Annotated in this window: 19 protein-coding genes; 11 read left to right on the top strand and 8 right to left on the bottom strand. The window is 62.2% G+C overall.

Annotated elements, in window-relative coordinates:
* Window positions 1-386: 386 nt before the first annotated feature.
* Window positions 387-959: a hypothetical protein gene (locus HBN54_RS03865; RefSeq protein ID WP_168671847.1), complete on the top strand. Its 573-nt coding sequence runs from the start codon at window positions 387-389 to the stop codon at window positions 957-959.
* Between the two features lie 36 nt (window positions 960-995).
* Here HBN54_RS03865 and HBN54_RS03860 read toward each other — a convergent pair whose 3' ends face one another.
* Together HBN54_RS03860 and gltB are read right to left on the bottom strand one after the other, a co-directional pair.
* Window positions 996-2,465 (bottom strand): glutamate synthase subunit beta, encoded by a 1,470-nt coding sequence (locus HBN54_RS03860; protein WP_168671846.1) that lies wholly within the window; start codon window positions 2,463-2,465, stop codon window positions 996-998.
* A 194-nt stretch (window positions 2,466-2,659) separates the two neighbouring features.
* On the bottom strand, window positions 2,660-7,183 hold the full coding sequence (gltB, locus tag HBN54_RS03855; RefSeq protein ID WP_168671845.1) for a glutamate synthase large subunit: 4,524 nt from the start codon (window positions 7,181-7,183) through the stop codon (window positions 2,660-2,662).
* A gap of 471 nt (window positions 7,184-7,654) precedes the next feature.
* Here gltB and HBN54_RS03850 point away from each other — a divergent pair, with 471 nt between their 5' ends.
* The 6 genes from HBN54_RS03850 to ureG all read left to right on the top strand — a co-directional run bounded on the left by HBN54_RS03850 (window position 7,655) and on the right by ureG (window position 13,067).
* Window positions 7,655-8,221 carry a HupE/UreJ family protein gene (locus HBN54_RS03850; RefSeq protein ID WP_168671844.1) on the top strand — a complete coding sequence of 189 codons (567 nt, stop codon included), beginning with the start codon at window positions 7,655-7,657 and terminating at the stop codon, window positions 8,219-8,221.
* A gap of 243 nt (window positions 8,222-8,464) precedes the next feature.
* Complete coding sequence (locus HBN54_RS03845) at window positions 8,465-9,205, top strand: urease subunit beta (protein ID WP_168671843.1); 741 nt, start codon at window positions 8,465-8,467, stop codon at window positions 9,203-9,205.
* Between the two features lie 31 nt (window positions 9,206-9,236).
* Window positions 9,237-9,647 carry a hypothetical protein gene (locus HBN54_RS03840; RefSeq protein ID WP_168671842.1) on the top strand — a complete coding sequence of 137 codons (411 nt, stop codon included), beginning with the start codon at window positions 9,237-9,239 and terminating at the stop codon, window positions 9,645-9,647.
* 29 nt (window positions 9,648-9,676) lie between these two features.
* Entirely contained in the window at window positions 9,677-11,398 is a 1,722-nt protein-coding gene (gene ureC / locus HBN54_RS03835; RefSeq protein WP_168671841.1) for an urease subunit alpha, read from the top strand.
* A 144-nt stretch (window positions 11,399-11,542) separates the two neighbouring features.
* On the top strand, window positions 11,543-12,214 hold the full coding sequence (locus HBN54_RS03830; protein WP_168671840.1) for an urease accessory protein UreF: 672 nt from the start codon (window positions 11,543-11,545) through the stop codon (window positions 12,212-12,214).
* A gap of 100 nt (window positions 12,215-12,314) precedes the next feature.
* Window positions 12,315-13,067: an urease accessory protein UreG gene (gene ureG, locus HBN54_RS03825; RefSeq protein WP_168671839.1), complete on the top strand. Its 753-nt coding sequence runs from the start codon at window positions 12,315-12,317 to the stop codon at window positions 13,065-13,067.
* Between the two features lie 90 nt (window positions 13,068-13,157).
* On the opposite strand, the gene HBN54_RS03820 is transcribed toward ureG, so the two are convergent.
* Complete coding sequence (locus HBN54_RS03820) at window positions 13,158-13,901, bottom strand: LytR/AlgR family response regulator transcription factor (RefSeq protein ID WP_168671838.1); 744 nt, start codon at window positions 13,899-13,901, stop codon at window positions 13,158-13,160.
* 179 nt (window positions 13,902-14,080) lie between these two features.
* Window positions 14,081-15,106: a sensor histidine kinase gene (locus tag HBN54_RS03815; protein WP_168671837.1), complete on the bottom strand. Its 1,026-nt coding sequence runs from the start codon at window positions 15,104-15,106 to the stop codon at window positions 14,081-14,083.
* 211 nt (window positions 15,107-15,317) lie between these two features.
* Here HBN54_RS03815 and HBN54_RS03810 point away from each other — a divergent pair, with 211 nt between their 5' ends.
* A complete protein-coding gene (locus HBN54_RS03810) occupies window positions 15,318-17,735 on the top strand; it encodes a TonB-dependent receptor domain-containing protein (RefSeq protein ID WP_168671836.1) in 2,418 nt (805 codons plus the stop codon).
* 28 nt (window positions 17,736-17,763) lie between these two features.
* On the opposite strand, the gene HBN54_RS03805 is transcribed toward HBN54_RS03810, so the two are convergent.
* Complete coding sequence (locus HBN54_RS03805; RefSeq protein ID WP_168671835.1) at window positions 17,764-18,669, bottom strand: urease accessory protein UreD; 906 nt, start codon at window positions 18,667-18,669, stop codon at window positions 17,764-17,766.
* A gap of 127 nt (window positions 18,670-18,796) precedes the next feature.
* Between HBN54_RS03805 and HBN54_RS03800 the strand changes: the two genes are divergently transcribed.
* From HBN54_RS03800 to HBN54_RS03790, 3 genes are all read left to right on the top strand, one after another.
* A complete protein-coding gene (locus tag HBN54_RS03800) occupies window positions 18,797-19,546 on the top strand; it encodes a J domain-containing protein (RefSeq protein WP_168671834.1) in 750 nt (249 codons plus the stop codon).
* A gap of 126 nt (window positions 19,547-19,672) precedes the next feature.
* Window positions 19,673-20,176, top strand: coding sequence for an ankyrin repeat domain-containing protein (locus HBN54_RS03795; RefSeq protein ID WP_168671833.1), 504 nt, complete (start codon window positions 19,673-19,675; stop codon window positions 20,174-20,176).
* A 608-nt stretch (window positions 20,177-20,784) separates the two neighbouring features.
* A complete protein-coding gene (locus tag HBN54_RS03790; protein WP_168671832.1) occupies window positions 20,785-21,429 on the top strand; it encodes a TonB family protein in 645 nt (214 codons plus the stop codon).
* Between the two features lie 144 nt (window positions 21,430-21,573).
* On the opposite strand, the gene HBN54_RS03785 is transcribed toward HBN54_RS03790, so the two are convergent.
* From HBN54_RS03785 to scpA, 3 genes are all read right to left on the bottom strand, one after another.
* Window positions 21,574-23,211 carry an SBBP repeat-containing protein gene (locus tag HBN54_RS03785; RefSeq protein WP_168671831.1) on the bottom strand — a complete coding sequence of 546 codons (1,638 nt, stop codon included), beginning with the start codon at window positions 23,209-23,211 and terminating at the stop codon, window positions 21,574-21,576.
* A 555-nt stretch (window positions 23,212-23,766) separates the two neighbouring features.
* Entirely contained in the window at window positions 23,767-24,213 is a 447-nt protein-coding gene (locus HBN54_RS03780; protein WP_168671830.1) for a hypothetical protein, read from the bottom strand.
* 14 nt (window positions 24,214-24,227) lie between these two features.
* The gene (gene scpA, locus HBN54_RS03775; protein WP_168671829.1) at window positions 24,228-26,447 is read right to left on the bottom strand and encodes a methylmalonyl-CoA mutase; all 2,220 of its coding nucleotides are present in this window, start codon (window positions 26,445-26,447) and stop codon (window positions 24,228-24,230) included.
* Window positions 26,448-26,497 lie beyond the last annotated feature (50 nt).

The raw sequence follows: 26,497 nt of genomic DNA, 5'->3' as shown, positions 1-26,497 counted from the left end.
GAAATTGTACGGCTCGCCTTCATAACTAATTGTTGGCCGGCCGTGTATATTTACATCAAGGTTGTAAAAAATAAGGCAGCCAGGCGCACGACCCGACTGCCTTACCAACTACCGAAGCAGCTGCGTGAGCAAGAAAAGGCCAATTGCCTTACCTACTCCGCTGGCCACTCCAATCAAAACAGCTTTGCAGACCGTTTGAAGTAGTTTTTTCGCGCTGTCCTTTTTCATCTTTGCCAAGAAGTAAAGGGTTGCTTCATAACCCCCACACTTCTCGAAGCCCGACTGTTCCTAGGCAGCCGGGCTTCTCTTTTTACAAAGAGTGCCGTTGGGCTAGGGGACATACCAAACGCGAGTATTTCAAAGATAGGGGCTAAATACTGTGACTAATGCGACTGAAATACCTTTCGATTTGCCTGTTGCTTTGTATTTCTCCAGCCTGCGTTAAACAAGAGGAAGAATGGACAAATGCACCAGCTTTTGCTAATAAATTCCAAACGGTAGTTCAAGCTGTAGGCCGTAATCTTGGAGATTACAAAGTCATTGACGTAGCTAGAATGACTGGTTTTGCTTGGGACAGTCTCTATTATTTCTATGATGATTCAGACAACAATACCCGAGATGTCATTTTGTACGTCACTGGATGTTCTTGGAATGGGCCGGATTTTCGGGACGATTGTGTGCGATTGGTATTTACCCATAAAGGCCAAGTAAGCGCTTTCGTTGATTATATCGACAGGGATAAAGGCCGTGAAGGACATTCCCCGCTGCCATTGCGCATATTCTTTGATAGGCGGTCTGGCTTAGTTTGCTCTTTCGATAGTTCTAAGCTGGCCATTGTTCGTAATTGTGACGAGTATGGCGTAGCGCGCACATTCGCCCTAATGCGAGAAAAAAATGCGGAGCGCAACCGGCAACTTATCATTGAAAATTGCCAACAGCAAGCTATTAGCGCTAATTAATAGATATGGGTTTTAATCCCATTCAGTGATAAGCTCTCACGCAAACATCCCCACCGCATTCTTGCTCGGCAGGGCCGTCTTACCCGTCAGGAACACGTCGACTTCCCGCGCCGCCTCGCGGCCTTCCGAGATGGCCCAGACGACCAGCGACTGGCCGCGGCGCATGTCGCCAGCCACGAACACGTTGGGGCGGGAGGTGCGGTAGGCTTGTTCGTCGGCGCGCACGTTGCCGCGCTCGTCGAGGGCCACGCCTAGTTCGGTGAGCAGGCCGGTTATGCGGGGGCCGGTGAAGCCCAGGGCCAGCAGCACGCGCTGGCAGGGGATTTCGCGGTCGGAGTCGGGCACTTCCTCGAAGCGGATGCGGCGGCCCATGACGTCTGTTTCCCAGGTCACGTCGCTCACGAGCAGGGCGCGGAGGTTGCCGGCCTCATCAGCTAAAAACGCTTTGGTGTTGATGCCCCAGTAGCGCTGGCAGCCTTCCTCGTGCGAGGTGCTGCTGCGGAAAATGTGGGGCTCCTGCGGCCAGGGCGTGTGGGCGGGGCGCTCAGTGCCGGGCTGGTGCATGAGAGCAAACTGCGTGACCGAGCGGGCCCGCTGGCGGTTGGCCGTGCCCACGCAGTCGGAGCCGGTGTCGCCGCTGCCAATCACCACCACATCCTGGCCTTCCACCCAGATTTCATCGTCCTCGATGCCTAATTCGCTCACCCGGCGGTTGTGCTGGGTGAGGTAGTCCATGGCGAAGTAGATGCCGGGCAGCTCGCGGCCGGGAATGTTCAGGTCGCGCGGCACGCTGGCGCCGCCGGCCAGCACCACGGCATCGAAGGTGGCGGTGAGCTCGGCCCCCGAGATGTCGCGGCCGATTTCGACGCCGCAGCGGAAGACGATGCCGTCGTCTTCGAGCAACTGAATGCGCCGGTCAATGACCCACTTATCGAGCTTGAAATCGGGGATGCCGTAGCGGAGCAGGCCGCCGGGCCGGTCGTCGCGCTCGAATACCGTGACGGTGTGGCCGGCCCGCGCCAGCTGCGCGGCCGCCGCCAGCCCCGCCGGGCCGGAACCCACCACGGCCACCGTCTTGCCCGATTTCAGCAGCGGAGCCGTGGGCTGCACGTAGCCCTTGGCGAAGGCGATTTCGATGATGTGCTTCTCGATTTCCTCGATGGCCACCGGGCTGCTGTGGATGCTGAGCACGCAGGCCGCCTCGCACGGCGCGGGGCAAATGCGGCCGGTGAACTCCGGGAAATTATTAGTGGCGCTGAGAATCTGGTAGGCGTCTTCCCACTTTTCTTCCCGCACGGCGTCGTTGAATTCGGGAATGATGTTGCCCAGCGGGCAGCCCGAGTGGCAGAACGGAATGCCGCAATCCATGCAGCGGGCGGCCTGCCGGGTGAGCTGGTCTTCGGCGTAGGTGCCCACAAACTCGCGGTTGTGGGAGATGCGCTCCTGCGGGGTGGCTTTGGAAGGGAGCTCGCGGGAGAATTCTTTGAAACCGGTGGGGTTGGGCATGGTTGGTAGTGGTTTTATTCATAAAGCTGGCGCGCGTCTATGACGCGTGCCGATTGGGTTCGAGCCTGTGGCTCGGGTATTGAATGGCGCGGGCGCGGGGCGTTGTAACGGTTGTTCTGGAGCGAGCCACAGGCTCGAATCCAGTCGGCACGCGTCATAGACGCGCGCCAGCGGTGCGCCCGCCATTCGGGCCGTTACCCCACCGTCGCGTACCGTGCCTTCGCCAGCACCTTCTTGTACTCGCTCGGAAACACCTTCACGAACTTCCCGGCTTCCTCCGCCCAGTTGCCCAGCAGGAAGGCCGCCACTTGGCTGCCGGTCAGCTCCATATGCTGCCGCAGCAGCTCCTGAATCTGGTCCTCGTCCTCCGCGTCGAGCGGGTCGAGCTCAACCATTTCGGGGTTGCAGTTTTCGGGGAAGGTGCCGTTGGGGTCGTAAATCCAGGCGATGCCGCCGCTCATGCCGGCGGCGAAGTTGCGGCCCGTCTGGCCCAGGATGAGGGCGCGGCCGCCCGTCATGTACTCGCAGCCGTGGTCGCCCACGCCTTCGACTACGGCCGTAGCGCCGGAGTTGCGCACCGCGAACCGCTCGCCGGCCTGCCCGCGCACAAACAGCGCGCCCGAGGTGGCTCCGTACAGCGCCACGTTGCCGATGAGGATGTTGTTTTCGGGCACGAAGGTGGCCGTGGCATCGGGGAAAATAGCCAGCTGCGCCCCGCTCAGGCCCTTGCCCACATAGTCGTTGGCCTCGCCTTCGAGCGCGAATGACAGGCCCGCTACGCTGAACGCGCCGAAACTCTGCCCCGCCGAACCGCGGAAGCGGTAGTTAATCGTGTTGTCGGGCAGGCCGGCGGCGTGGTAGCGCTTGGCAATCTCATTGGAAAGCAGCGTGCCGATGGTGCGGTCGGTGTTATGCACCTCAAACTCGCCGAATACCTGAGTCTGCTCATTCAGGGCCGGCTGGGCGTGTTCCAGCAGCCGCCAGTCGAGAATATTATCGAGGCCGTGGTCCTGCGCTTCGCTCTGATACAAGGTGCCGCCGGAGATGTTGGCGGCGGGGTGCAGCATGCCGCTTAGGTCCAAATGGCGGGCTTTCCAGTGGGTGATGCCTTCGCGCACTTTCAGAAACTCGGGGCGGCCCACCATTTCGTTGATGGTACGGAAACCCAGCTCAGCCATGATTTCGCGCAACTCCTCGGCCAGGAAGCGGAACAGGTTCACGATGTGCTCGGGCTGGCCGGTGAATAGCTTGCGCAACTCCGGGTCCTGGGTGGCCACGCCCACGGGGCAGGTGTTGAGGTGGCATTTGCGCATCATCACGCAGCCGCCGGCCACCAGCGCGGCCGTGGCCACGCCCCATTCTTCGGCCCCGAGCAGGGCGGCTACGGCCAGGTCGCGGCCGGTTTTCAGCTGGCCGTCGGCTTGCAGCACCACACGGCTGCGGAGCTGGTTCTGCACCAGGGTCTGGTGGGCTTCGGCCAGGCCCAGCTCCCAGGGCAGGCCGGCGTGCTTGATGGAGCTGATGGGCGAGGCCCCCGTGCCGCCGTCGTAGCCGGCAATGAGAATCACGTCGGCGTGCGCCTTGGCCACGCCCGCCGCGATGGTGCCCACGCCCGCCTTGCTCACCAGCTTCACGTTGATGCGGGCGGCGCGGTTGGCGTTTTTCAGGTCGAAGATGAGCTGGGCCAGGTCTTCGATGGAATAGATGTCGTGGTGGGGCGGGGGCGAAATCAGGCCCACGCCGGGCGTGGCGTGGCGCACCTTGGCAATCCACTCGTCCACCTTGTGGCCGGGGAGCTGGCCGCCCTCGCCGGGCTTGGCACCCTGGGCCATCTTGATTTGCAGCTCGTCGGCGTTAGTCAGGTAGTGGGCCGTGACACCGAAGCGGGCCGACGCCACCTGCTTGATGGCCGAGCGCATGGAGTCGCCGTTCGCCATCTTTTCGTAACGCATAGGGTCCTCGCCACCCTCGCCGGTGTTGCTTTTGCCGCCGATGCGGTTCATGGCAATGGCCAGCGTGCTGTGCGCTTCGTGCGAAATCGAGCCAAACGACATGGCCCCGGTCGCAAAGCGCTTCAGGATATTTTCGGCCGGCTCTACTTCGTCAAGGGCAATGGCCTCGCGATGATGCGCAAAATCCAGCAGCCCGCGCAGGGTGAACATCTGCCGGGTCTGCTCATTAATCAGCCGGGCGTAGCGCTGATATGTCGCGTAGTTGTTGGTGCGCGTGGCAAGCTGGAGCAGGTGCACCGTTTCGGGGTTGAACATGTGGGCCTCACCGCGCCGCCGCCAGTGGTAGAGGCCACCGTCGGGCAGCAGCGTCTGCTCCTCCGGCGTCGTGGTTTTGAAGCCTTGAAAGTGCTTGTACAGCGTTTCGCGGGCAATTTCATCCAGCCCCAGCCCGCCAATTCGCGTGACCGCGCCGCAGAAATACGCATCCACCACGGCCTGGTTGATGCCCAGAATCTCGAACACCTGCGCGCCGTGGTAGCTCTGCAAAGTCGAAATTCCCATCTTCGAGAAAATCTTCAGCAGCCCGTCGCACACCGCTTTGATGTAGTTGTAGGTGAGCTGCGACTGGTCGAGGGAGGTGTTCAGGTGGCCCGCTTCGCGCATGGTCCGCACCGTGGAAAGGGCCAGGTAGGGGTTGATGGCCGTGGCCCCGAAGGAGAGCAGGCAGGCGAAATGGTGCACTTCCCACACGTCGCCGGCCTCCACCACCAGCCCTACCGAGCCCCGGAAACCGAGCTTAATCAAGTGGTGATGCACCGCCGAAACGGCCAGCAGCGATGGAATGGGCGCGTGCTCGGAGTCCACGGCGCGGTCCGATAGAATCAGTACCTCGAAGCCGTCGTTCACTGCGTCCTCGGCGTAGCGGCAGAGGCGGGCGAGGCCGCGCTCCAGGGAGCCGGGCAGGCCGTCGGCCTTGAAATAGGTTTGCAGCGTCTTGGCATTGAACATGCCGGTGTCGATGCTGCGCAGCTTTTCCAACTCGTGGTTACTCAGGATGGGCTGGCGCAGGGCCACGCAGTGGCAGTGGTGCTTGTCTTCGTCCAGAATGTTGCCGTTGTTGCCCAGGAAGGTGGCCAGGCTCATCACCAGCCGCTCCCGAATGGGGTCGATGGGCGGGTTGGTGACCTGCGCGAAAAACTGCTTGAAGTAGCTGCTCAGGTGTTGCGGCTGGTCGGAGAGCACCGCCAGGGGCACGTCCACGCCCATCGAGCCGATGGGTTCCTTGGCGTCCAAGGCCATCGGCGTAATCAGCGCATCAATATCCTCGCGGGTGTAGCCGAACACCTGGTGGTACTTGAAAACCGCGTCGGCGGCCAGGTCCGTGAACATCTGGCGGGGCTCGGGCAGCTCTTCCAGGCGAATCTGGTACTCGTTCAGCCACGCGCCGTAGGGCTGGCGGCCGGCGGCCTGGGCCTTCAGCTCCTCGTCGGTAATGATGCGGCCGGCCACGGTATCCACGAGCAGCATCTTGCCGGGCTGCAGGCGGCCTTTCTGCACCACGGTGGCGGGGTCGATATGGAGTACGCCGGCCTCGGAGGCCACCAGCACGCGGCCGTCGGTGGTTTCGAGGTAGCGCAGGGGGCGCAGGCCGTTACGGTCGAGCATGGCCCCAATCTGCTGGCCGTCGGTGAAAATGAGGGCGGCCGGGCCGTCCCAGGGCTCCATAAAGGTGGCGTGGAACTCGTAGAAGGCTTTTTTGAACGGGTCCATCTGGGTGTTGCCGTCCCAGGCCTCGGGCACCAGCATCATCATCACGTGCGGCAGCGGGCGGCCCGAGTGCAGCAGGATTTCCACTACGTTATCGAGGCAGGCTGAATCCGACTGCCCGGCATCGACCACCGGCAGTAGCATGTCCATCTCCTCGGCCGAGAAGTAGGGCGACACGTAGTTGCGCAGGCCGGCGTAAAACCAGTTCAGATTCCCGCGTAGGGTGTTAATTTCGCCATTATGCGCCAGGAAGCGGAAGGGTTGGGCCAGCTTCCAACTCGGGAAGGTGTTGGTGGAAAACCGCGAGTGCACCAACCCGAAGGCCGACACCACCCGCTCGTCGCTGAGGTCGGGGAAGTATCCGCGCACCTGGTAAGTAGTGAGCTGGCCTTTATAAACAATGGTTTTGCAGGAGAGCGAGGCGAAGTAGAACACGTCCATCGCGGCCGGCACCGTCTCGCGCACCGTCTTGAAAATCAGGCGGCGCAGTACGTAGAGCTTGCGCTCGAAGTCTTCAGCGGTGACGATGCCGGCCGGGCGGCCGAAAAATACCTGCTCCATCACCGGCTCGGCGGCCAGCGCCGTGGGGCCGATGCCGGCCGGGTTCACCGGCAGGGGCCGGTAGCCCAGCAGCGGGAAGCCCAGCCGCGCCGCTGCGCCATTTATCACGTCGTGGCAGGCGGCGCGCAGAGCTTCGTCTTTCGGCAAAAAGGCGGTGCCCACGCCGTAACTGCCCGGCTCAGGCAGGCGGATGCTCAGGGCGGTGCACTCTTCGAGCAGAAACCAGTGCGGAATCTGGATGAGCAGGCCGGCCCCGTCGCCGGAGTCGGTATCGCAGCCGCAGGCCCCGCGGTGCTCCATGTTTTCGAGCATGGTCAGCGCATCGACGACGGTCTGGTGCGTCTTGCGGCCGTTGAGGTGGGTGATGAAACCGGTCCCGCAGGCATCGTGCTCAAATTCGGGGCGGTAGAGGCCTTGGGCGGTGTCGGTGGGTTGCATCGCAATTCTAATAATTCATGAAAAAGGGTGCCGCTGCTCAGCGGGGACATTCGCACGGGCAAACGTAAAATCAGCCACTCGCACACAGTCGTTTACAAGTAACGGCCCACCGCCGGGAGTTAAAATGGCGTTATCCGCCGCTTTACTATTTCCAGTTCGTAGTATTAGCTAATAAATAACTGGTGGGTAATGGGTTGTGTGCTGCGATTGTACAAAGTCAAAACCAGTCGTTAGCGTACCCTGCGGCTACTGAACGAACGTTTCCCTGCCGTCTGCCAGGCGGCACGGAATGGTAAGTTACGGGAGCTTTTTCCAGATTCAGCAGTTATTCCGGAAAGTTTGGATTACTTTTTCAAAAAAATCCAGTTGACATAAAATTTGCGGGCCCCAAACGTTTCCAGTTACTGATTCTACTTTATTACCCCTCAAATGCAAGGCCTGTTGCCCATTTTATTCGCTTCAGTGGCCGGAATGGGGCACGCATTTGAACCCGACCACCTGCTGGCGGTGGCGAATCTGATTTCGCGCCGCAACACCCTCGCTGAGGCCCTTCGCGATGGCATCTACTGGGGCCTGGGCCACACCACCACGCTGGTACTGGTGGGGGCCGTTATCCTGCTGGGCCGCGTAACGTTCCTTACTTCGCCGTGGTTTGAAGTCGCGGTCGGGGTGCTGCTCGTGGGCATGGGCGTTAGCCGCCTGCTGGAACAGCGCCGGCCGCCTGCCAAAGTGCGGCCGGGCGCTGCGCCGTCGCGGGCGGCCTTTGCCGTGGGCCTGCTGCACGGCCTGGCCGGCAGCGGCGCGCTGGTGCTGCTGGTGATGAGCGAAATCCGCAGCGTGTGGGTGAGCGTGCTGTATTTCGCGGTATTCGGCGTAGGCTCTGTTCTGGGGATGTTCATCGTGGCCGGGCTGTGCAGCGTGCCGTTCACGCAGCGTATGCGGATTAGCCGGGTGGTGAAGCTTAGCGCCGTTACCTTGTCGTCGCTGCTGTGCATCGGGTACGGCGGGTGGATGATTTGGGAGAATGTGCGGTGGTGAGCCAGATGTCGTGCGCCCGTCAACCTCACCCCCTGACCCCTGCCGGGCACGGCCCCTCTCCCGTGTAGAGGGGGCACCGGTTCTGCGCAGTTACAAAATCGTCAGGCTCCCCTCTCCGCGGGAGAGGTGCCGGGGGTGAGGTGACGGCGTCAGGCGGCGCGAGCGAGATGCCTCGGCTACGCTCGGCATGACGTTCTTGTAACCCCTCCTGCCCCACACCCGCCTACCCTCAACCTAACGCAAATGCACCTCTCCCCCAAAGACCTCGACAAGCTCATCCTCCACCAAGCCGGCGTCGTGGCCCAAAAACGCTACGCCCGCGGCCTGCTCCTGAACTACCCCGAAGCTCTGGCCCTCATCGCCACGCAGCTGCTCGAGTTCATCCGCGACGGCGAGCGGGTGGCCGTGCTCATGGACAAGGGCAAGCAGCTGCTGGGCCTGGCCGACGTGCTGCCCGGCGTGGCCGACATGATTCACGAAGTCCAAATCGAAGGCACCTTCCCCGACGGCACCAAGCTCGTGACCGTGCACCACCCCATCTGCCGCGAAACCGGCGATGCCGCCCTGGCCCTCTACGGCTCCGGCCTCAGCCGCGCCCTGGCCCCCGGCGCCGCGCCCGTCAACGCCAGCCACCCCCAGCCCGGCGAATACCTGCTGCACCCGACCGAAATCATCCTCAACGAAAGCCGCGCCACGGTGGACGTGGACGTCGTGAACATGGGCGACCGGCCCGTGCAGGTCGGCTCGCACTATCCCTTCTTCGAAACCAACGCGACACTGCACTTCGACCGCGCCGCCGCCTACGGTTTCCGCCTCAACATCCCGGCCGGCACGGCGGTGCGCTTCGAGCCCGGCGAGCGCAAGCGCGTGCGCCTGGTAGCCCTGGCCGGCGAGCGCATCGTGTACGGCGGCAATGGGCTGATTGATGGCAAGCTGGATGATGCTGGCAAGAAGCAGCAGGCGCTGGAGAAACTTGAGAAATAATGATATTGCTTGAACACTAATTCTACTAAAAATGAAATGCTGTTTGCTTGCCGCTGTCTCAGTGTTTTTTATAAATACACCACACAAGGACTGTGTGTTAATTACCGCTCAACAGCAGTTAAAAAACAAATACAGCATTCAAATTAAGAATACTTGTAGCGACTCTGTATTCTATCAAGTTGGGCTTTATGGTTCTGATAAATTGAATGGAACAAGCTGGACGTGTATTTACAAAGATGTAAAAAGTAAGAAGCCTTGTGATATGAGTATTTCAACAATGACTCTTCTCGAGAATACTGAAACAGCAGATTTTACGTGTGAAGTGCCTTCATTAAAACATAGTAAATACTTCAAGTTTGAAGTCTATTATTCCGTTTACAAAAAAGGCATAAAGGGCACTGCTGATGGTCGTGTCTTTTCCAAGCCTTTCAAAAACGAATAGTGGGGTCGCCAATCCAACAAAATTAAAACATGTCCCTCCCCATCTCCCGTCGCGCGTATGCCGACATGTACGGCCCCACCACCGGCGACCGGGTGCGCCTCGGCGATACCGGCCTGCTGATTGAAGTTGAACGCGACTACTGCGTGTACGGCGAGGAATGCAAGTTCGGCGGCGGCAAAGTGCTGCGCGACGGCATGGGCCAGGCGGCAGGAATCGGGCCGGCCGATGCGCTGGACTTGGTCATCACCAACGCGCTGGTGGTCGATTACACCGGCATTTTCAAGGCCGACATCGGCATCAAGGGCGGCCGCATCGTGGGCATCGGCAAGGCCGGCAACCCGCACATCATGCCCGGCGTCACGCCCGGCATGGTGGTGGGCGTCACCACCGAAGTCATTGCCGGCGAAGGCCAGCTGCTCACCGCCGGCGGCATCGACTGCCACATCCATTTCATCAGCCCCCAGCAGATTCCCGAGGCGCTGGCCTCCGGCGTGACGACCATGATTGGGGGCGGCACCGGGCCGGCGGCGGGCACCAACGCCACCACCTGCACGCCCGGCGCGTTCTACCTCGAAACCATGCTGAAGGCCACCGAGGCCTACCCGCTCAACTTCGGGTTTCTGGCCAAGGGCAACTCCTCCCGGCCCGAGGGGCTGCGCGAGCAGGCCGAGGCCGGGGCGCTGGGCTTCAAGCTGCACGAGGACTGGGGCACCACCCCGGCGGCCATCGACATGTGCCTCAGCATTGCCGAGGAATACGACGTGCAGGTCTGCATCCACACCGATACGCTGAACGAGAGCGGCTTCGTGGAAACCAGCACGGCGGCGTTTAAGGGCCGCACCATCCACTCCTACCACACCGAAGGGGCGGGGGGCGGCCACGCGCCCGACATCATCAAAATCTGCGGCGAGCCGAACGTCATTCCGTCGAGCACCAACCCCACGCGGCCCTTCACGGTGAACACCATCGACGAGCACCTCGACATGCTCATGGTCTGCCACCACCTCGACCGCAACATTCCCGAAGACGTGGCCTTCGCCGAAAGCCGCATCCGGGGCGAAACCATCGCCGCCGAAGACATCCTGCACGACCTGGGCGCGCTCAGCATCATCAGCTCCGATTCGCAGGCCATGGGCCGGGTGGGCGAGGTCATCACCCGCACCTGGCAAACGGCCCACAAAATGAAGCAGCAGCGCGGCCCCCTGCCCGAAGACGCCGCTTCCACCGGCCAGGCCGATAACTTCCGCGTGCGCCGCTACGTGGCCAAGTACACCATCAACCCGGCCCGCGCCCACGGCATCTCGCACGAAGTCGGCTCGGTCGAAATCGGCAAGCTGGCCGATTTGGTGCTCTGGAAACCCGCCTTTTTCGGCGCCCGCCCGGAGATGATTCTCAAAGGCGGCATCATCGCCCAATCCCAGATGGGCGACGCCAATGCCTCCATTCCCACGCCGCAGCCCTCGTTCTCGCGCCCCATGTTCGGCGCGCTGGGCGGGGCCATCGGGAAGAGTTCTATGGTGTTCGTGTCGGGCGCTTCAGTTGAAAGAGTGCGGGCTGATTACGGCCTGACCAAGCAGGTAGTAGCCGTGAAGAACTGCCGGAATATCGGCAAGAAGGACATGGCGTTGAATGACTATTTGCCCAATATTTCCGTCGACCCCGAAACTTATAGGGTGATGGTGGATGGGGTGCATTTGACGTGCGAGCCGGCGGAGGTGCTGCCGCTGGCGCAGCTGTATAACTTGTTCTAGCGGCTCACCTCACCCCCTGACCCCCTCTCCCGCGGAGAGGGGGCACCGGTCATGCTCCTGACGGAAATCGTCAGGCTCCCCCTCTCCGCGGGAGAGGGGGTCAGGGGGTGAGGTGAACCGTTCGCGCTGACCCCAACCATCCTCATGCACTTCGCCCGCCTCCTGCACCTCGTCGATTCCGCCCTGCCCACCGGTTCGTTCGCCTATTCCTACGGCCTGGAAAGCAGCCACACCTTCGGCCTGCTTGCCTCGCCGGCTGCCCTGCGCAATTACTTGTATTCCTACCTCCAGCAAGCCGGCAGCGCGGAGTTGCCCTTCATCAACTCCGCCTTCCAACTCACCGAGCAAAGCCCCGAATTCCAAACCCTGGCCGAAGAATACGATGCCCAGCTGCTGGTTCCCGGCCTTTACAAAGCCAGCGCCGTGCAGGGCCGCAGCTGGCTGAAGCTGCTGGCCACCTTCTACCCCGAAGCCGCACTGGAAACCATTACCCAGTGGTTCAGACGCCAGCACATCCCGCCGCATTTCACGCTGGTGTTCACGCTGGCCTTGCGGCGGGTGGGTTTTACTTTGGAAGAATTGCAGGCCATGTACCTGCACATGGTGCTGCGCGACCAGCTCAGCGCCGCCATTCGCCTGGGGTTGCTGGGGCCGCTGGAGGGCCACCAGCTGCAGCACGACTTTTATGCGGTGTTCGAGCACATTCTGGCGGCGCAGGCGGGTAAGGGGTATGGCGAGGCCAGCCGCTCGGCTTTTCTGCTGGAGATGGCGCAGGTGCTGCACGAGGATATTTACTCCAAATTATTTCAGAACTAGTAGGGGCGGGGCTTGCCCCCGCCCGTCGTTGAACGGAATCGTTGATTTGACGCGAACGACCGGGCGGGGGCAAGCCCCGCCCCTACATCATATTTAACCTATGGCTTTTGTCGAAAAACTTGCCCTGCTTCTCCACGGCCACCAGCACGAAGCCTACGAGTCGCCCGGCGACTTCAACGAGCGCGAAACCCGGCGCTTGCCCAGCTACCGCAACTTCCGCAAGCGCGCCTTCACCGTGGGCATCGGCGGGCCGGTGGGCACGGGCAAAACGGCCCTGCTAAAAGCGCTATGCGAGCGCCTGCGGCACGAGTTCGAACTGGGCGTGGTCACCAACGACATCTTCACCCGAGAAGACGCCGAATTCCTCATCCGCCACAGCGCCTTGAGCGAAGACCGGATTGTGGGCGTCGAAACCGGCGGCTGCCCGCACGCCGCCATCCGCGAGGATATTTCGCTGAACATGGACGCGCTCGAAGGGCTTATGCAGCGCTTCGAGTACAAGCTGGATTTCCTGTTCGTGGAGAGCGGCGGCGACAACCTGGCCGCCCACTTCAGCCGCGAGCTGGTCGACTACTCCATCTACGTCATCGACGTGTCGGGCGGGGACAAAATCCCGCGCAAGGGCGGCCCCGGCATCACGCAGTCGGACTTGCTCATCATCAACAAAATCGACCTGAAGGATTTGATTAAAGCCGATTTGGGGGTGATGGAGCGCGACTCGAAGAAGATGCGCGGCGATGGTCCCTTCCTGTTTGCGCGGGCCGTGGATGGGTTTGGACTGGAGGAGATTATCGGCCACATCAAAGCCGCCAAGGCGCGGGGGCTGGCCGCCGTGCGCGAGGACCGGCGGTAGTAGCGCGGACTCTGTAGTCCGCGTCCCCGAGCCGTTAAAACTCGTCTGATGGCGCGGGGACGCGGACTACAGAGTCCGCGCTACAGCGCGCTACTGCTCCCGAATCTGCCGGTACAGCTGCTCGCGGTAGGTTTCGCCCACCGGAATCTCCTTGTCCTGAATATAAATCGTGTTGCCATCGACCATGCGAATCTTATCCAGCGACACGATAAATGACTTATGCACCCGCAGAAACGGCGGCTGCGGTAGCGTCTCGGCCAGCTCCCTGAGCGTTTGGTACGTCACCACGCGCTGCGTGGGCAGGTGGATGGATACGTAGTTGCTCAGCCCCTCGATGTAGAGAATATCGGCGTAGTTGACGCGCAGAAACTTGTTCTTGCTCTCGCCTTTCACAAACATATGGCCGGCGGGCGGCGGGGCCAGCACGGCCGAAACCGGCGCTGCCAGCGGGGCGGGCGCGGCGGGCTCCGGCGCGGGGCCGGGCAGCAGCGCCAGGGCCTTTTGCGCCGCTTTAAAGAACCGCTCGAAGGAAATGGGCTTGAGCAGGTAGTCTACCACGTCGTTTTCGTAGCCTTCGAGGGCGTATTCGGGGTAGGCGGTGGTGAGAATGACTTTGCAGCGATTGCCGGCCAGCTTGAGGAATTGCAGGCCGGTGAGCTTGGGCATCTGGATATCGAGAAACACCAAATCGACCAGGCCCTGCTGCACCATGGTGAGGGCTTCAATGGGGTTGGTGGTGGTGCCCACCAGCGTGAGGAAAGGCAACTGGCCAATGTAATCGGCCAGGATGAGCAGGGCAGGGGCTTCGTCATCGACGGCGAGGCAGCGAATCATGGGCAGGGAAGGGTTTAGGGGGCAAAGTACGGCAGGCGGGTCACCTCACCCCCTGACCCCCTCTCCTTGGGGAGAGGGGGAACCGGAAATGCGCCCGACGAAAACTGTTTTGAAAGCGCCAGGCTCCCCCCTCCCCAAGGAGAGGGGCCGGGGGTGAGGTGAACGCGGAGGGCTACCCGCTACCCCACCAGCCGCAACGACGTTGTGAACTGCTCCCCGCGCTCCTCCACCTGCAGCGCGTGGCGCTGCGGGTACAGCAGCGCCAGCCGCCGGCGCAGGTTGGGCAGGCCAATGCCGGTGGTGGTGTCCTTGTTGGCATCGCTGCGGTGGTTCTGAACTTCAAACTGCAGCTCCTCGCCTTTAATAGTCAGGCGAATGTGCACCGGGTTTTCGGGGTCGTCGAGCACGCCGTGCTTGATGGCATTTTCCACGAAGGGGATGAGCACGAGCGGGGCCACGCGGCGGCCGGCTGGGTCGCCGGTCACCTGGAAATCGACATGGAAGCTGTCGGGGAAGCGCAGGCGATAGAGGTCCAGGTAGTTGTGCAGGTACTCGATTTCTTTTTCGAGGTCTACCTGGCCGTCGGGGGTGTCGAGCAGCATGTAGCGCATCAGCTCCGATAGTTTCAGGATGGCATTGGCCACGGGTTTGGCCACGGGGTAGGCCATGCTGAAGAGCATGTTGAGGGTGTTGTAGAGGAAGTGCGGGTTGATTTGAGTTTTGAGGAAGGCCACTTCGGCTACGCGCTTTTCTTCACGCAGCTGGCGGTTTTCGCGCTCGCGGTGCACGGCCGCACTGCCAGCCCATAAAGCGGCGCTCACGACAATCATGGGGCTGCCAAAAAACATATTATCGAAGATGTAGTACCACACCTTCGTGTCGGGCGAGTAATTGTGGAAGCCCAGTACGGCGGGATAAATCACCTCCTCAATGAGCGCCCGCGCCCCGATGTAGAGCGCCAGCACACCCAGCAGCGTAGCCACTAGCTGCGGGGCGCGGCCCGAGCGCAGCAACCGTGGATACACCACCAGGTAGCATAGGTAGAACTCCGCGAAGCGAATAAACAGGACCGAGGCCGTGAGCCAAAGCCCGATGCGCAGTCCCGCCTGATGATGCATAAATACGCCCAGGAATTCGTAGCCGCCATACAGCAGCCAGCCCAGAACGTGCCAGCGAAGAGCGGATTTGGTCAGGAGGGAAGCCATAGGAAGGGGAGAATAATTGAGTGGCCAAAACTACCGCTCCCGGCCGGGCCCCGCACCTTTTTTATGCCAACCCCCGGTTTTGGGATGCCAACCGGGGAACGGCCCGAAAAGGGCGCTGGCACCGGGTTTTGGCGGGTTGGCATACTATTTTTTGACCTGAAAATGGGGGCGCTAACCTTTGATTCGTCATTCAGCCAACCCCTTTTTCGTGATGAAAACGCTACTCCGCCTCCGCCTTTTTCTACTGCTGCTCGTGCTGCCGGGGCTTGCCCAGCGCGCCGCTGCTCAGTCGGCCACCGCCACCGGCTCCATTCTCGATGCCGCCGGCCAGCCGCTGGCTTTCGCCACTGCCGTGCTCGTGCAGCTGCCTGATTCCGCCATTGCCAACTCCCAGACGACTACCGAGCAGGGCGGCTACGCTTTCAATAGCATCAAGCCCGGCCGCTACTGCGTGAAGGCGCTGCTGATGAGCTACCGCAGCGCCCGGAGCGCCGCTTTCGTGGTGGGCACGGCGCCCGTGGCGGTGCCGGCGCTGCGGCTGGCCCCCGCCGCCACGGCGCTAAAGGAAGTAACCGTGACCGGCACCACGCCCATGCTGGAGCTGCACGCCGACCGTACCGTGCTGAACGTGGAGCGCCTGAACACGGCCGGCGAAACGGCCCTCGAAATCCTGAAAAAAGCCCCCGGCGTGACGCTGGACAAGGACGACAACATTGTGTACCGGGGCAGCACCGGGGTAAACGTGCTCATCGACGGCAAGCTGACCTACATGAGCGGCGCGGCCCTGAGCAACTACTTGAAATCGCTGCCCGCCTCGGCCATCAGCCAGATTGAGATGATGCCCAACCCGCCCGCTTCCATGGATGCCGCCGGCACGGCCGGCGTGCTCAACATCAAGCTGTGCCGCAACCAGCGGCCCGGCCTGAGCGGCACCTACAACCTGAACCTGGGCCAGGGCCGCTACGAGAAAAGCTGGGCCGGTGCCAACCTGGCCTACAACGTGGGCAAAGTGCGCCTCTTCGCCCGCCTCAACGGTGGCCGCTACAACTCCTTCAACCGCATGACCATGGTTCGCACCATCCGCGACAGCCTTTTCAACCAGGAAAACGTGTGGCGGCCGCTTATGTACGATGGCACCTACGCCACCGGCGCCGACGTGGCCCTGACCACCCGCCAGAACATCGGCCTGCAGCTGCGCGGTGGCCTCAATACCACCGACGCCGTGCGCACCAGCAACTCCGTGACCACCGACGCGGCCGGCAACCCCGGCGGCCGCCGCCAGATGACCAACCCCGAAACCAGCAACAACAACAACCTGGCCCTGAACGGCTACTACCGCTTCGCCCTCGACAGCACCGGCCGCGAGCTGAGCGCCGACCTCGACTACGTGCACTACGCCAGCGCCAGCAACCAAAGCTTCCGCAACCTGGTGTTTGCGGCCGGCAGCGACGAGGGCCGCCCGGCCGAGCAGCTGCGCAGCGCGGCCTCGTCCGAAACCACCATCCGGGCCGCCAAAATCGACTATGTGCACCCCTTCGCCGGCACCAAGTGGCGCGCCGAAACCGGCCTGAAAACCAGCTGGGTGACGTCGCGCAGCGCCATTCAGTTCGATAAGCTGGCCGGCAGCGAATGGCTGCTTGATGCACTGCGCACCAACCAGTTCCAGTACGACGAGCACATTTCGGCCGGCTACCTGAGCCTGAACACTAGCTACGGCAAGCTGGAGCTGAAAGCCGGCCTGCGCGGCGAGCTGACCCAGACCAGCGGCCACTCGGCCACCACCGGCGACCAGGTTGACCGCCAATACTTCCAGCTGTTTCCCAGCGCCTTCGCCAGCTACAAAATCACCGAGGCCGACCAGGTAAGCGCCTCCGTCAGCCGCCGCATCACCCGCCCCAACTACCAAAGCCTGAACCCCTTCCTCAACTACTCCGACTTCTACACCGCCCAGCAGGGCAACCCTTTCCTGGCCCCCTCGCTCTCGCAGTCGTTCGTGTTCAACTACCTGCACAAAGACTTCCAAATCCTGAGCCTGAGCTACCTGCGCGAAACCAATTCGGTGAACGAAGTGGTGACTCAGAACGACGTGACCAAGATATCGACCGGCACTCCGCAGAACCTGGCCCAGACCAGCACCCTCACCCTGAGCTCGGGCGGCCACACCGATATCACGAAGTGGTGGGGCGTGGATAACCAGCTGAGCGGCAGCTACACGCAGGTAGCCACGCAGGTCGAAGCCCAGCCTGTGCGCCTCTCCAGTTACAGCTGGGAAGCCAGCTCCAGCCACACCTTCGTGCTGCCCCGCAGCTACAAGCTCACGGTGAGCGGCGAGTACAGCTCGCCCGCCGTGCAGGGCCTCTACCAGGCCAAAGCCAGCGGCTCGGTAAACCTGGGCCTGAAAAAGCAAATCTGGGCCGAAAAAGCCAGCTTCAGCCTGCGCGTCAGCGACGTGTTCAACACCAGCCGCTTCCGCAGCACCCTCCAATACAACAACGTGAACCAGACCTGGAACAACCAGTGGGAAAGCCGCCGCGTGACGCTGACCTTCAGCTGCAAAATCGGCAGCGGCAAAACCCAGGCCCGCCACGCCGCCAGCAGCACCGAAGAAGAAGGCCGCGTAGGGAATTAGGGCGCAGCCCAGACGCACAGCGTCCTCGCTACATTTTCCGTCCCAACGGGTTGTATCCCAGCAAATCCTCGCTGGCCAGGGCCGCCAGCAGGGCCTCACACAGCGGCTGCAAGGCCATGCGGCTGTGCGCGGCGGCCCGCAGCACCCACACATTCTCCCGCGCCCGCGCCACCGACACCACCACTTCCTGGCTGCTGAGCCGAAAGTGCGGCCCCGTGCCGCCCGGCATCTTCTGCCGCGCCAGTACCTCGGCCAAAACCTGAAAGCGCGCATCCACCGGGTTGCCCACTAGGTACACCGAAAAGAAGCTCTGATACCCGGCGAAGTTGGCCGGCGAGGCGGCTATGTTTTCCTCGGGCTGAAAGCCGAATATGTCCAGTAGCACCAGCCGGCCGCCCACCCGCACCCGCAGCTCCGAGTGCAGCGAGGTGTAGGCAAACCGCTCACCCTGGTCCATGCGGCCGGAGTGGAACCAGTCGACCAGCAGCAGCAGGGCCGTGGGCTGCAGCTGCCACGCCTGCGTCTGGCGGTAGCGGCTGCCGGCCTGCGGCACCACCGGGTCGGGGAATACCACGGCCAGGGCGTCGTTGCCCACTTCGCCCACCGTGTGCTGCTCGGCCACGGCCCCATCAATGGAGCGGAAAACCCGGGTGCTGGCCTGGGTGCTCAGCACCAGCTGCGCCCCGGCCTGCACCGCCACCCGCAGCCGGATAACGTCGCCCGCCACCAGGCCGCCGCCGTAGCTGCTCAGCACCACATGACAAAAGCTGCCGGGCGCTGCGGGCTGCAGCAGCTTCAGCGGCTGGATATTTTTGCAGGCAATGAGCCGCGTTTTGCCGCGCACCACGGCCGCCTCCAGCATGCTCCAGGGCGGGGTGGTGGGGGTGGGGGGCAGCGGCAGCAGCACAGGGGATACTTCGGGCACAGGCATCATGGGCCGCTAATTACGGGCCTGGCGCCGGTAAGCGGCCGGCGCCCGGGCCCTGTGCAATAGCCTTGGCCCCCGCCGCGTTTGAAAATAGCTGCGCGTCTGTATTTTCGGGCATTGCCGCGCTTCGTCTATGCAGAATTATTACCACGTTTTGGGGGTCGGGGCCTCGGCCACGGCCCGGGAAATTGAGCAGGGCTACCTGCGCCAGCGCACCCGGCTCCGGCAGCTGGCCGCCGACCCCGCCATGCGCGCCCGCCTCACCGAGGTAGAGGCCGGCTACGGCATTCTGGGCCACCCGCGCCGCCGCGTGGCCTACGATGTGCTGCTGGCCCAGGAGCCCGATATGCCCGTGCTGCCGCCCCACTACGCGGCCGCCGAGGCGCGCTGGTACCACCACGCCCGCCTAGCCCGCAGCCTGAATGTGGCGCTGCTGGCCTGCTGCCTGCTGCTGGGCTTCGACTGGGCGCTGCCGCTGCGCCAATACCCCCTCGAAACCGTGCAGAGCCGCTTCCCGGTATCGGTGCCGGCCGCGCTTTCCGCCCCCGAGATGGCCTACCGCGTGCACACGGCGCACACCAGCTTCCGGCTGCCCAGCGCCATTGGCCACCGGGTGCGCATGGGCCAGGCCATCGTGGTATGGCAAACGCCCCTATTAGGCATCGTGCAGCGCATCAGCGTACCCGAGTCGCCCGATGGCCCGGCTCCCTTCCGGCCCTACGGCGGCACCATCTACGGGACCTTTTTCCTGCTGCCGCTGCTGCTGGCCGCCGTGGCCGCCGTGGGCACCTGGCCCGGCCACTCGCCCGAAACCTACGTGAATACCGCCGCCGTCGGGGCCCTGCTCACCATCCTGACGCTCGTTATGCTGCTTTGTTTCTGAGGCCGAAAGCCAGTCGCCAAACCTGCCCAGCATATCAAATACCGAAGTAATCCGTAAGCACGAGCCAGGGGCTGCCTAACACTACGCCCCGTTCTGTGTTCCATTCCTTATTGATTCCCTCTGTTCATGGATATTACCACTGCCAGTTCCCAGGAACTCCTGTTTGATGCCGCCCGCCGCGGCGACGTACCCGCCCTGCGCGACCTTCTGGCCACCGGCCTCGCCATCGACTCGGCCAACCCCAAGGGCTTCACCCCCCTCATTCTGGCGGCCTACGACAACCATCCCGACGCTACCACTTTTCTCCTCGATGCCGGGGCCAATCCCAACGCTCAGGACGCCAGCGGCAACACCGCACTGATGGGCGTCAGCTTCAAGGGATACCCCGGCATTGCCCAGCGGCTCATTGCCGCCGGGGCCGACCTCAACCTCCAGAACGGCAACGGCGGCACGGCCCTCATGTTCGCCACCATGTTTGGCCGCAACGAGCTGGTGCAGTTGCTCCTCGATGCCGGTGCCAGCCGGACCATTGCCGATGCGCGCGGCCTCACCGCGCTGCACTTAGCCGGCCAGCAGGGCAACGAGCAAGCCTGGGCGCTGCTGGGCGGCGAAGAGCAGGCGGCGGAATAGCCTCCTGCCGAGTTTCTGGTAGTTAGTGCGCTTCTAGCCACATACAAAGGCCCCGCCAACACGCTCACCAGCGTGTTGGCGGGGCCTTTGTATGCGCAACACCCTGCGCAATTTATCAATCCAGAGTACCTTTTAAGATAATACTTGGAATAATGTAATTTTGATTATGGCTTGATTGCCGTGGATATTATAAATATTTATTGAAAGGCAATAGTGTGCCGGCAAAGCTATTGGTTTGATTTGCGCATCATTTATGTTTAATTTGCATAAATATAAACGCTGCTAACAAACGGCTGACCATTACCAGGGTATTCTCATAGTATGAAATAAGGAAGACGAGCAAACGTTTGCTTTCTGTGAATTATTGAATATATACCCGGAAAAAATCAATTAATGTAGCCAGACTTATTTTTGTTCCGCCTGCGTATTGGTTTTCCCTGCTGAAAACGATTGTGGCTTATCAAAACACTGGATTTCCACACGTACCTGCTTCGTAACTAATTAATTCATTTCACCAAAATCCCGCCCATATGCTGCTCTCTATACTATTTGTTGCTGCGCAATTGCTGGTTGCTGGCCCATCGTCTGCGTCGAAAACCACCCCAGGCTTGCCTGCTGTTCTGGCGGCTCCCGCCGTGGCGGGCCGCGTTACCAACGAGGTCGGAATGCCGCTGCCGGGCGTGTTTGTGGCGGTGCAGGGCACTCCCCAGGCCACGAGTACCAATTCCGCCGGCGATTTTCTGCTCACGCTCACCAGCGCAAAATCCGTCCTGCTGTTCAAATGCCAGGGCTACCGCGACCAGACCATGGCCGTAGCCGCCGGCAACTCGCTGACCGTCAAAATGCAGTCGCTCACCAAAGCCGTGGCCCCGCCCGCCGGCCCGGTGCCCGTAGCCGCCGAAGCAGAAGCCGAGGCTGCCAGCCCGGCCACGGTGCTTAAGTTCTCGGAAGTGCTGCCGGCCTATCCGGGCGGCGAGTCGGCCTACTATGCGTTTGTGCGCCAAACGGCCCATTTCCCCGAAGAAGCCCTCAAGCAAGGCCTGTCGGGCACGGTGTACGTGAGCTTTGTGGTGGACCAGCAGGGCCGCATCGTCGATGCGGAAGTGGCCAAGGGCTGCGGCCACGGCTTCGATGAAGAAGCCCTGCGCATAATCCGCCTCATGCCGTGGTGGACGCCCGGCCTGGTGGGCGGCAAGCCCGTGCGCGTGGCCCGCACCATGTCGGTGCCATTTGCCTTCCGCTCGCGCGACTAGCCAACTACCAAGCGGCGCACCAAGGCCGGCAGGGCTACCCGCCCAACGAGAAGCTGGCTGAGCTGTTGCATGGCCACGCAGGAAAAAGAGGACGCCCCGGCCTGCTACTGTAGCGGGCCGGGGCGTGCCGGTTTGGGCCCCGCGCTAGTGCTGCACCGTCACCATCTGGGTGGTGGTTTTGCCCTGCGCGGCCACCCGCAGCACGTACAGGCCATCGGGTAGGGCGGAGGTGTCGAAACTAATATCAGCCGCAGTGGGCTGAATGGCGTGGGAGGCCACGGGCCGGCCCAGGTGGTTGTAGAGCGTGGCTTGCCCGGCCCCGGCCGGGTCCGTGAGCCGCAGCGTGAGCTGGTTTTGGGCGGGATTGGGAAACAGGTTGAGGGCCGGCGTATGGAAATCGTCGTTGTCGTCATTGCCTGCGTTGCGGCCGTGCTGGCGGCTGCCGTAGCGCGCCAGATAGGCCTGGGTAGCCGTGCTGTTGCGCTCCAGGGCTCCAAAATGGCAGCTGCCCGTGAATATACCCGTCGAATACACGTTGTTATCATCATCCAGGGCCAGCGAGCCACTGGAGCTGGTGCCCGGACCACCCACCCGTTCGGTGTGCTTCACCCGGCCGTTGGCATTGAGGGTGGCCAGAAAAGCCTGATTAGTGCCCGCCGAAGTGTAATTCATCATGCCCGAAGCAAAGACTTTGCGCGTTTTCTGGTCCACGGCGATATCGCCTACCACGTCGTAGTTGGGGCCGCCCAGGGCCGTTACCCAGTCCAGGTCGCCGGTGGGGTCGTAGCGGGCCACGTACCCATCGGCGTCACCGTCGCTGGTCAAGGTGATGCCGTCGAAGGCCACCGTGCCCGAGAAGCCGCCCCCGATGCACACGTCGCCCAGCTTATCGAGGGCCAGCGCCTGCCTGGCGCCGTTGCCGGGAATGGCTTTGGCCCAGCGCGGCCGGCCGGAGCCGGCATCGAACCGCGCCAGGTAATCGGCTTCGCCCGCGATAACCAGCGCGGTGCTGCCCAGCGTCCAGCCCCCGGCGCTGTGGCCCAGCAGGTAGCAGCTGCCCGCCCCGTCGGCCCCCACGTCGCCCGGCTGGTAGTAGTCGGTAGTCGCGCTGCGATGCGTGAGCACCTGTGCCCAGCGCATCTGTCCCTGGGAGGTGTAGCTTGCCACGAAGCCATCGCGCCGGTGCGCCCCAAAGGTTCGCGCCCCAAACCGGACCAGGCTGCCGTTTACCAGGCCGCAGATGTAGCTGTTGCCGGCAGGGTCCACGGCCACGCCCGTACCGTAGCTGCCGCCATACTGGTCGCTCTGCTGCCCATCGGCCTGCTGCACCCAGCGTACCTGGCCATTGGCCCCGCACTTGAGCAGGAAAACGGCACTACCCGATGCGCTCTGCAGCTGCGACGACGTGCTGCCGCCCGCGTAGCTCAGCGTGCCCAGAAAGCTGCCCGTCACGTAGCTGTTGCCGTTTTTGTCCACCGCAATAGCGCGGGGCAGCACATCGGTGGCCCCTTCCAGCTTGGTTGCGCGCAGTACCTGCCCGGCGGGGCTCACCTTGGCAATAAACAGGCAGGGTCCCGGCTGGGAACTGCTGAGCACCGTCCCGCCCAAATCCAGCGAGCCCGTGAAGCGCCCGGTGAGGTAAACGTTGCCATCGGGACCGGTGGCCACGGCCATGGCCCCGTTCAGGTCTGCCACGGGCAGGGCGAAGGTCCAGGCGGAGGATTGGGCGCGCGCGCCGAAACTGGCGCATATAAGTAGTAGTAGAATAAGCAGTTGTTTCATGGTGTTTGGGGTGAGATGTGGAACAGTAGGGGCCAGCGTCCGGGGCACCTCCCCCGGGGCATCAGGGGTAATTGGCTTTGCCAACGGGTGCGGGCTGCAGACCGGGGTTAAAGAATAAATATATGAATTAATGCATTATAAAGATGCTAAAAACGTGTTAATTTTTATCGCCTCAACCGTTCGTGGCTATCCACTGCCGTTGGCGGGCTGTGGCCTGCCAAGGCCCCGCTGCTGCTGCACCCGGCTTGGCCACGGCCCAACAAAAAAGGCGCGGATGCTACATCCGAACCTTTTACTTAGGGGAATCGGGCAGCCAATTTCAGCAGCGCCATTTCGATGTGCAGGGTATCGTCGCTGCCGTTCTGGAGGCGAGGGCATCGGGCAATAAGAAGGCCCGCCGGGTGGGGCGGGCCTGGGATTAGCTAGCGAGTAAGGCGATTTCTAAAGAAACTTTTGCAGCACCCGCTGCTCCTGTTCCGGGGCCAGGGGCCGGAGGGCGTCAAGGTCGGCTTTGAGGCGGTCTAGGGCGGCGAAGAGGGGCATAGGGGAGGGGAACTATGCTACTGCTGAAGTATCCAACTTGACCAAATCCGCCACTGAAAAAGGGAGCTGCGTTTGGGTAATGATGGCTGCTATATCGGGGGGCAAATCGGCCACTAGCAGCGCCCGAGGCGGCCGTGCTACTAACTGGTAGACGCAGGAGTCATGATTATTATAATCCATCCGGTCAAAGGAAAAGAATCCGCGCCTGATGTATTCCAGATAGGTTCCTAAATCGCCATCGGGGGTAGCATCCGTAAACGTTGCTTCAATTTCTTCATCGGTCGACAGTTCTGGTAGCTTGCTGAAGTAGTCTTCGAGCGTTTTCAGGTTTTCTCCGGATGCTGCCACTGAGGCGGGCAGTATACCGCCCCATGAAGTGAGATGCACGAGATAACCGTCTGCATCCACCGCGAACCAGTCAAAGTCATAGCCCCACTGCTCGCCTTCAGGAATGGTCATATCGGTTCTAGAAATTACTCCCCCAGCTTCCCCAGAATCTCCAGCGCCGCCGTGGCAATGACCGTACCCGGCCCGTACACGCCCGCCACGCCGGCATCGAAGAGAAACTGGTAGTCCTGGGCGGGAATTACGCCGCCGGCAATCACCAGAATGTCTTCGCGGCCGAGCTGCCGCAGCTCCGCGAGTAGTTGGGGGAGCAGGGTTTTGTGCCCGGCGGCGAGGCTGCTCACGCCCACCACGTGCACATCGTTGTCGGCGGCCTGGCGGGCTACTTCGGCGGGGGTTTGGAAGAGGGGGGCAATGTCGACGTCGAAGCCCACATCGGCGAAGCTGGTGGCGATGATTTTGGCACCCCGGTCGTGGCCGTCCTGGCCCATTTTGGCTACCAGCATGCGGGGGCGGCGGCCTTCGTGGGTGGCAAATGCTTCAGCGGCGGCGCGGGCCTGCTCGAAGGCCACGTTGTGGCTCATTTCCTGCGAATACACGCCGGCCACGGTGCGCGTAGTGGCCTGGTGGCGGCCAAACTGCGCTTCGAGGGCATCGGAGATTTCACCGAGGGTGGCGCGGGCGCGAGCGGCGATGATGGCCAAAGCCAACAAGTTATTTGAGTTAAGAGTTAAGAGTGAAGAGTGAAGAGTTGATTCGGCAGAGGCTCCCGCTTCAACTCTTAACTCTTCACTCTTAACTCCTAACTCATCAAGGCGTACTCCGGCCGCCTCAGTGATGGCAGCCAAGGCAACTTTCACGGCGATGGGGTCGCGGTCGGCACGCACTTGTTTCAGGCGGGCAATCTGGCTTTCGCGCACTGCATCGTTGTCGATGTCAAGTACTTCGACCTCGGTTTTCTCGGTGGTCTGGTACTTGTTCACGCCCACAATGATTTCCTTGCCCGAGTCGATGCGGGCCTGCTTGCGGGCGGCGGCTTCCTCGATGCGGAGCTTGGGCAGGCCGGTTTCAATGGCTTTGGCCATGCCGCCGAGTTCTTCTACCTCCTGAATGAGGGCCCAGGCCTTGTCGGCCAGCTCGTGGGTGAGGGTTTCGACGTAATAGCTGCCGCCCCAGGGGTCTACCACCTTGGTTACGTCGGTTTCGAGCTGGAGGTAGAGCTGCGTGTTGCGGGCAATGCGGGCCGAGAAATCGGTGGGTAGGGCAATGGCCTCGTCGAGGGCGTTGGTGTGCAGGCTCTGGGTGCCGCCGAGCACGGCCGCGAGGGCCTCAATGGCGGTGCGGGCCACGTTATTATATGGGTCCTGCTCGGTGAGGGAGTAGCCCGACGTCTGGCAGTGCGTGCGCAGGGCCAGGCTTTTGGGGTTGGTGGGGTTGAAGGGCTTGATGAGCTTAGCCCACAGCATGCGGCCGGCGCGCAGCTTGGCAATCTCCATGAAGTGGTTCATCCCGATGGCCCAGAAGAAGCTCAGGCGCGGAGCAAACTCGTCAATCTTCATGCCCGCCGCGAGGCCGGCGCGCACATATTCCAGGCCGTCGGCCAGGGTGTAGGCCAGCTCCAAATCGGCGGTGGCCCCGGCCTCCTGCATGTGGTAGCCCGAGATGGAAATGCTGTTGAACTTGGGCATCCGGGCCGCCGTGTAGCTGAAGATATCGGCGATGATGCGCATGCTCGGCGCGGGCGGGTAGATGTAGGTGTTGCGCACCATAAACTCTTTCAGAATGTCGTTCTGAATGGTGCCGGCCAGCTTTTCGGGGCTCACGCCCTGCTCCTCGGCCGCCACGATGTAGAAGGCCAGGATGGGCAACACGGCCCCGTTCATGGTCATGCTCACCGACATCTGGTCGAGCGGAATCTGGTCGAAGAGAATTTTCATGTCCTCCACCGAATCGATGGCCACCCCGGCCTTGCCCACGTCGCCCTGCACGCGGGGGTGGTCCGAGTCATAGCCGCGGTGGGTGGCCAGGTCGAAGGCCACGCTCAGCCCTTTTTGCCCACCAGCCAGGTTGCGGCGGTAAAAGGCGTTCGATTCCTCGGCCGTGGAGAAGCCCGCGTACTGCCGGATGGTCCACGGGTTCTGGGTGTACATGCTGGCGTAGGGGCCGCGCAGGAAAGGGGCCTCTCCCGCCCCGAAGCCCAAGTGGTCGAGGTGGGCCACATCCTCCGGGCCATACACCGGCTTAATGGCAATGCCTTCGGGCGTGAGCGTGGCGGCCGTATCGGGCGCAGCAGCGGCGGCGGGGGCCGGGGCGGCGTTGTAGGGAATCGAAGAGAAGTCGGGCTTCATTATGGGGAATTCTGAATTATAAATTATAAATTATAAATGAGTAAAGCCAC

This window comes from Hymenobacter artigasi (assembly GCF_012275535.1).
In the GTDB taxonomy this organism is placed as follows: domain Bacteria; phylum Bacteroidota; class Bacteroidia; order Cytophagales; family Hymenobacteraceae; genus Hymenobacter; species Hymenobacter artigasi.
Note: the sequence above shows the minus strand (reverse complement) of the source record. Positions and strands in the feature narration are given on the sequence as shown.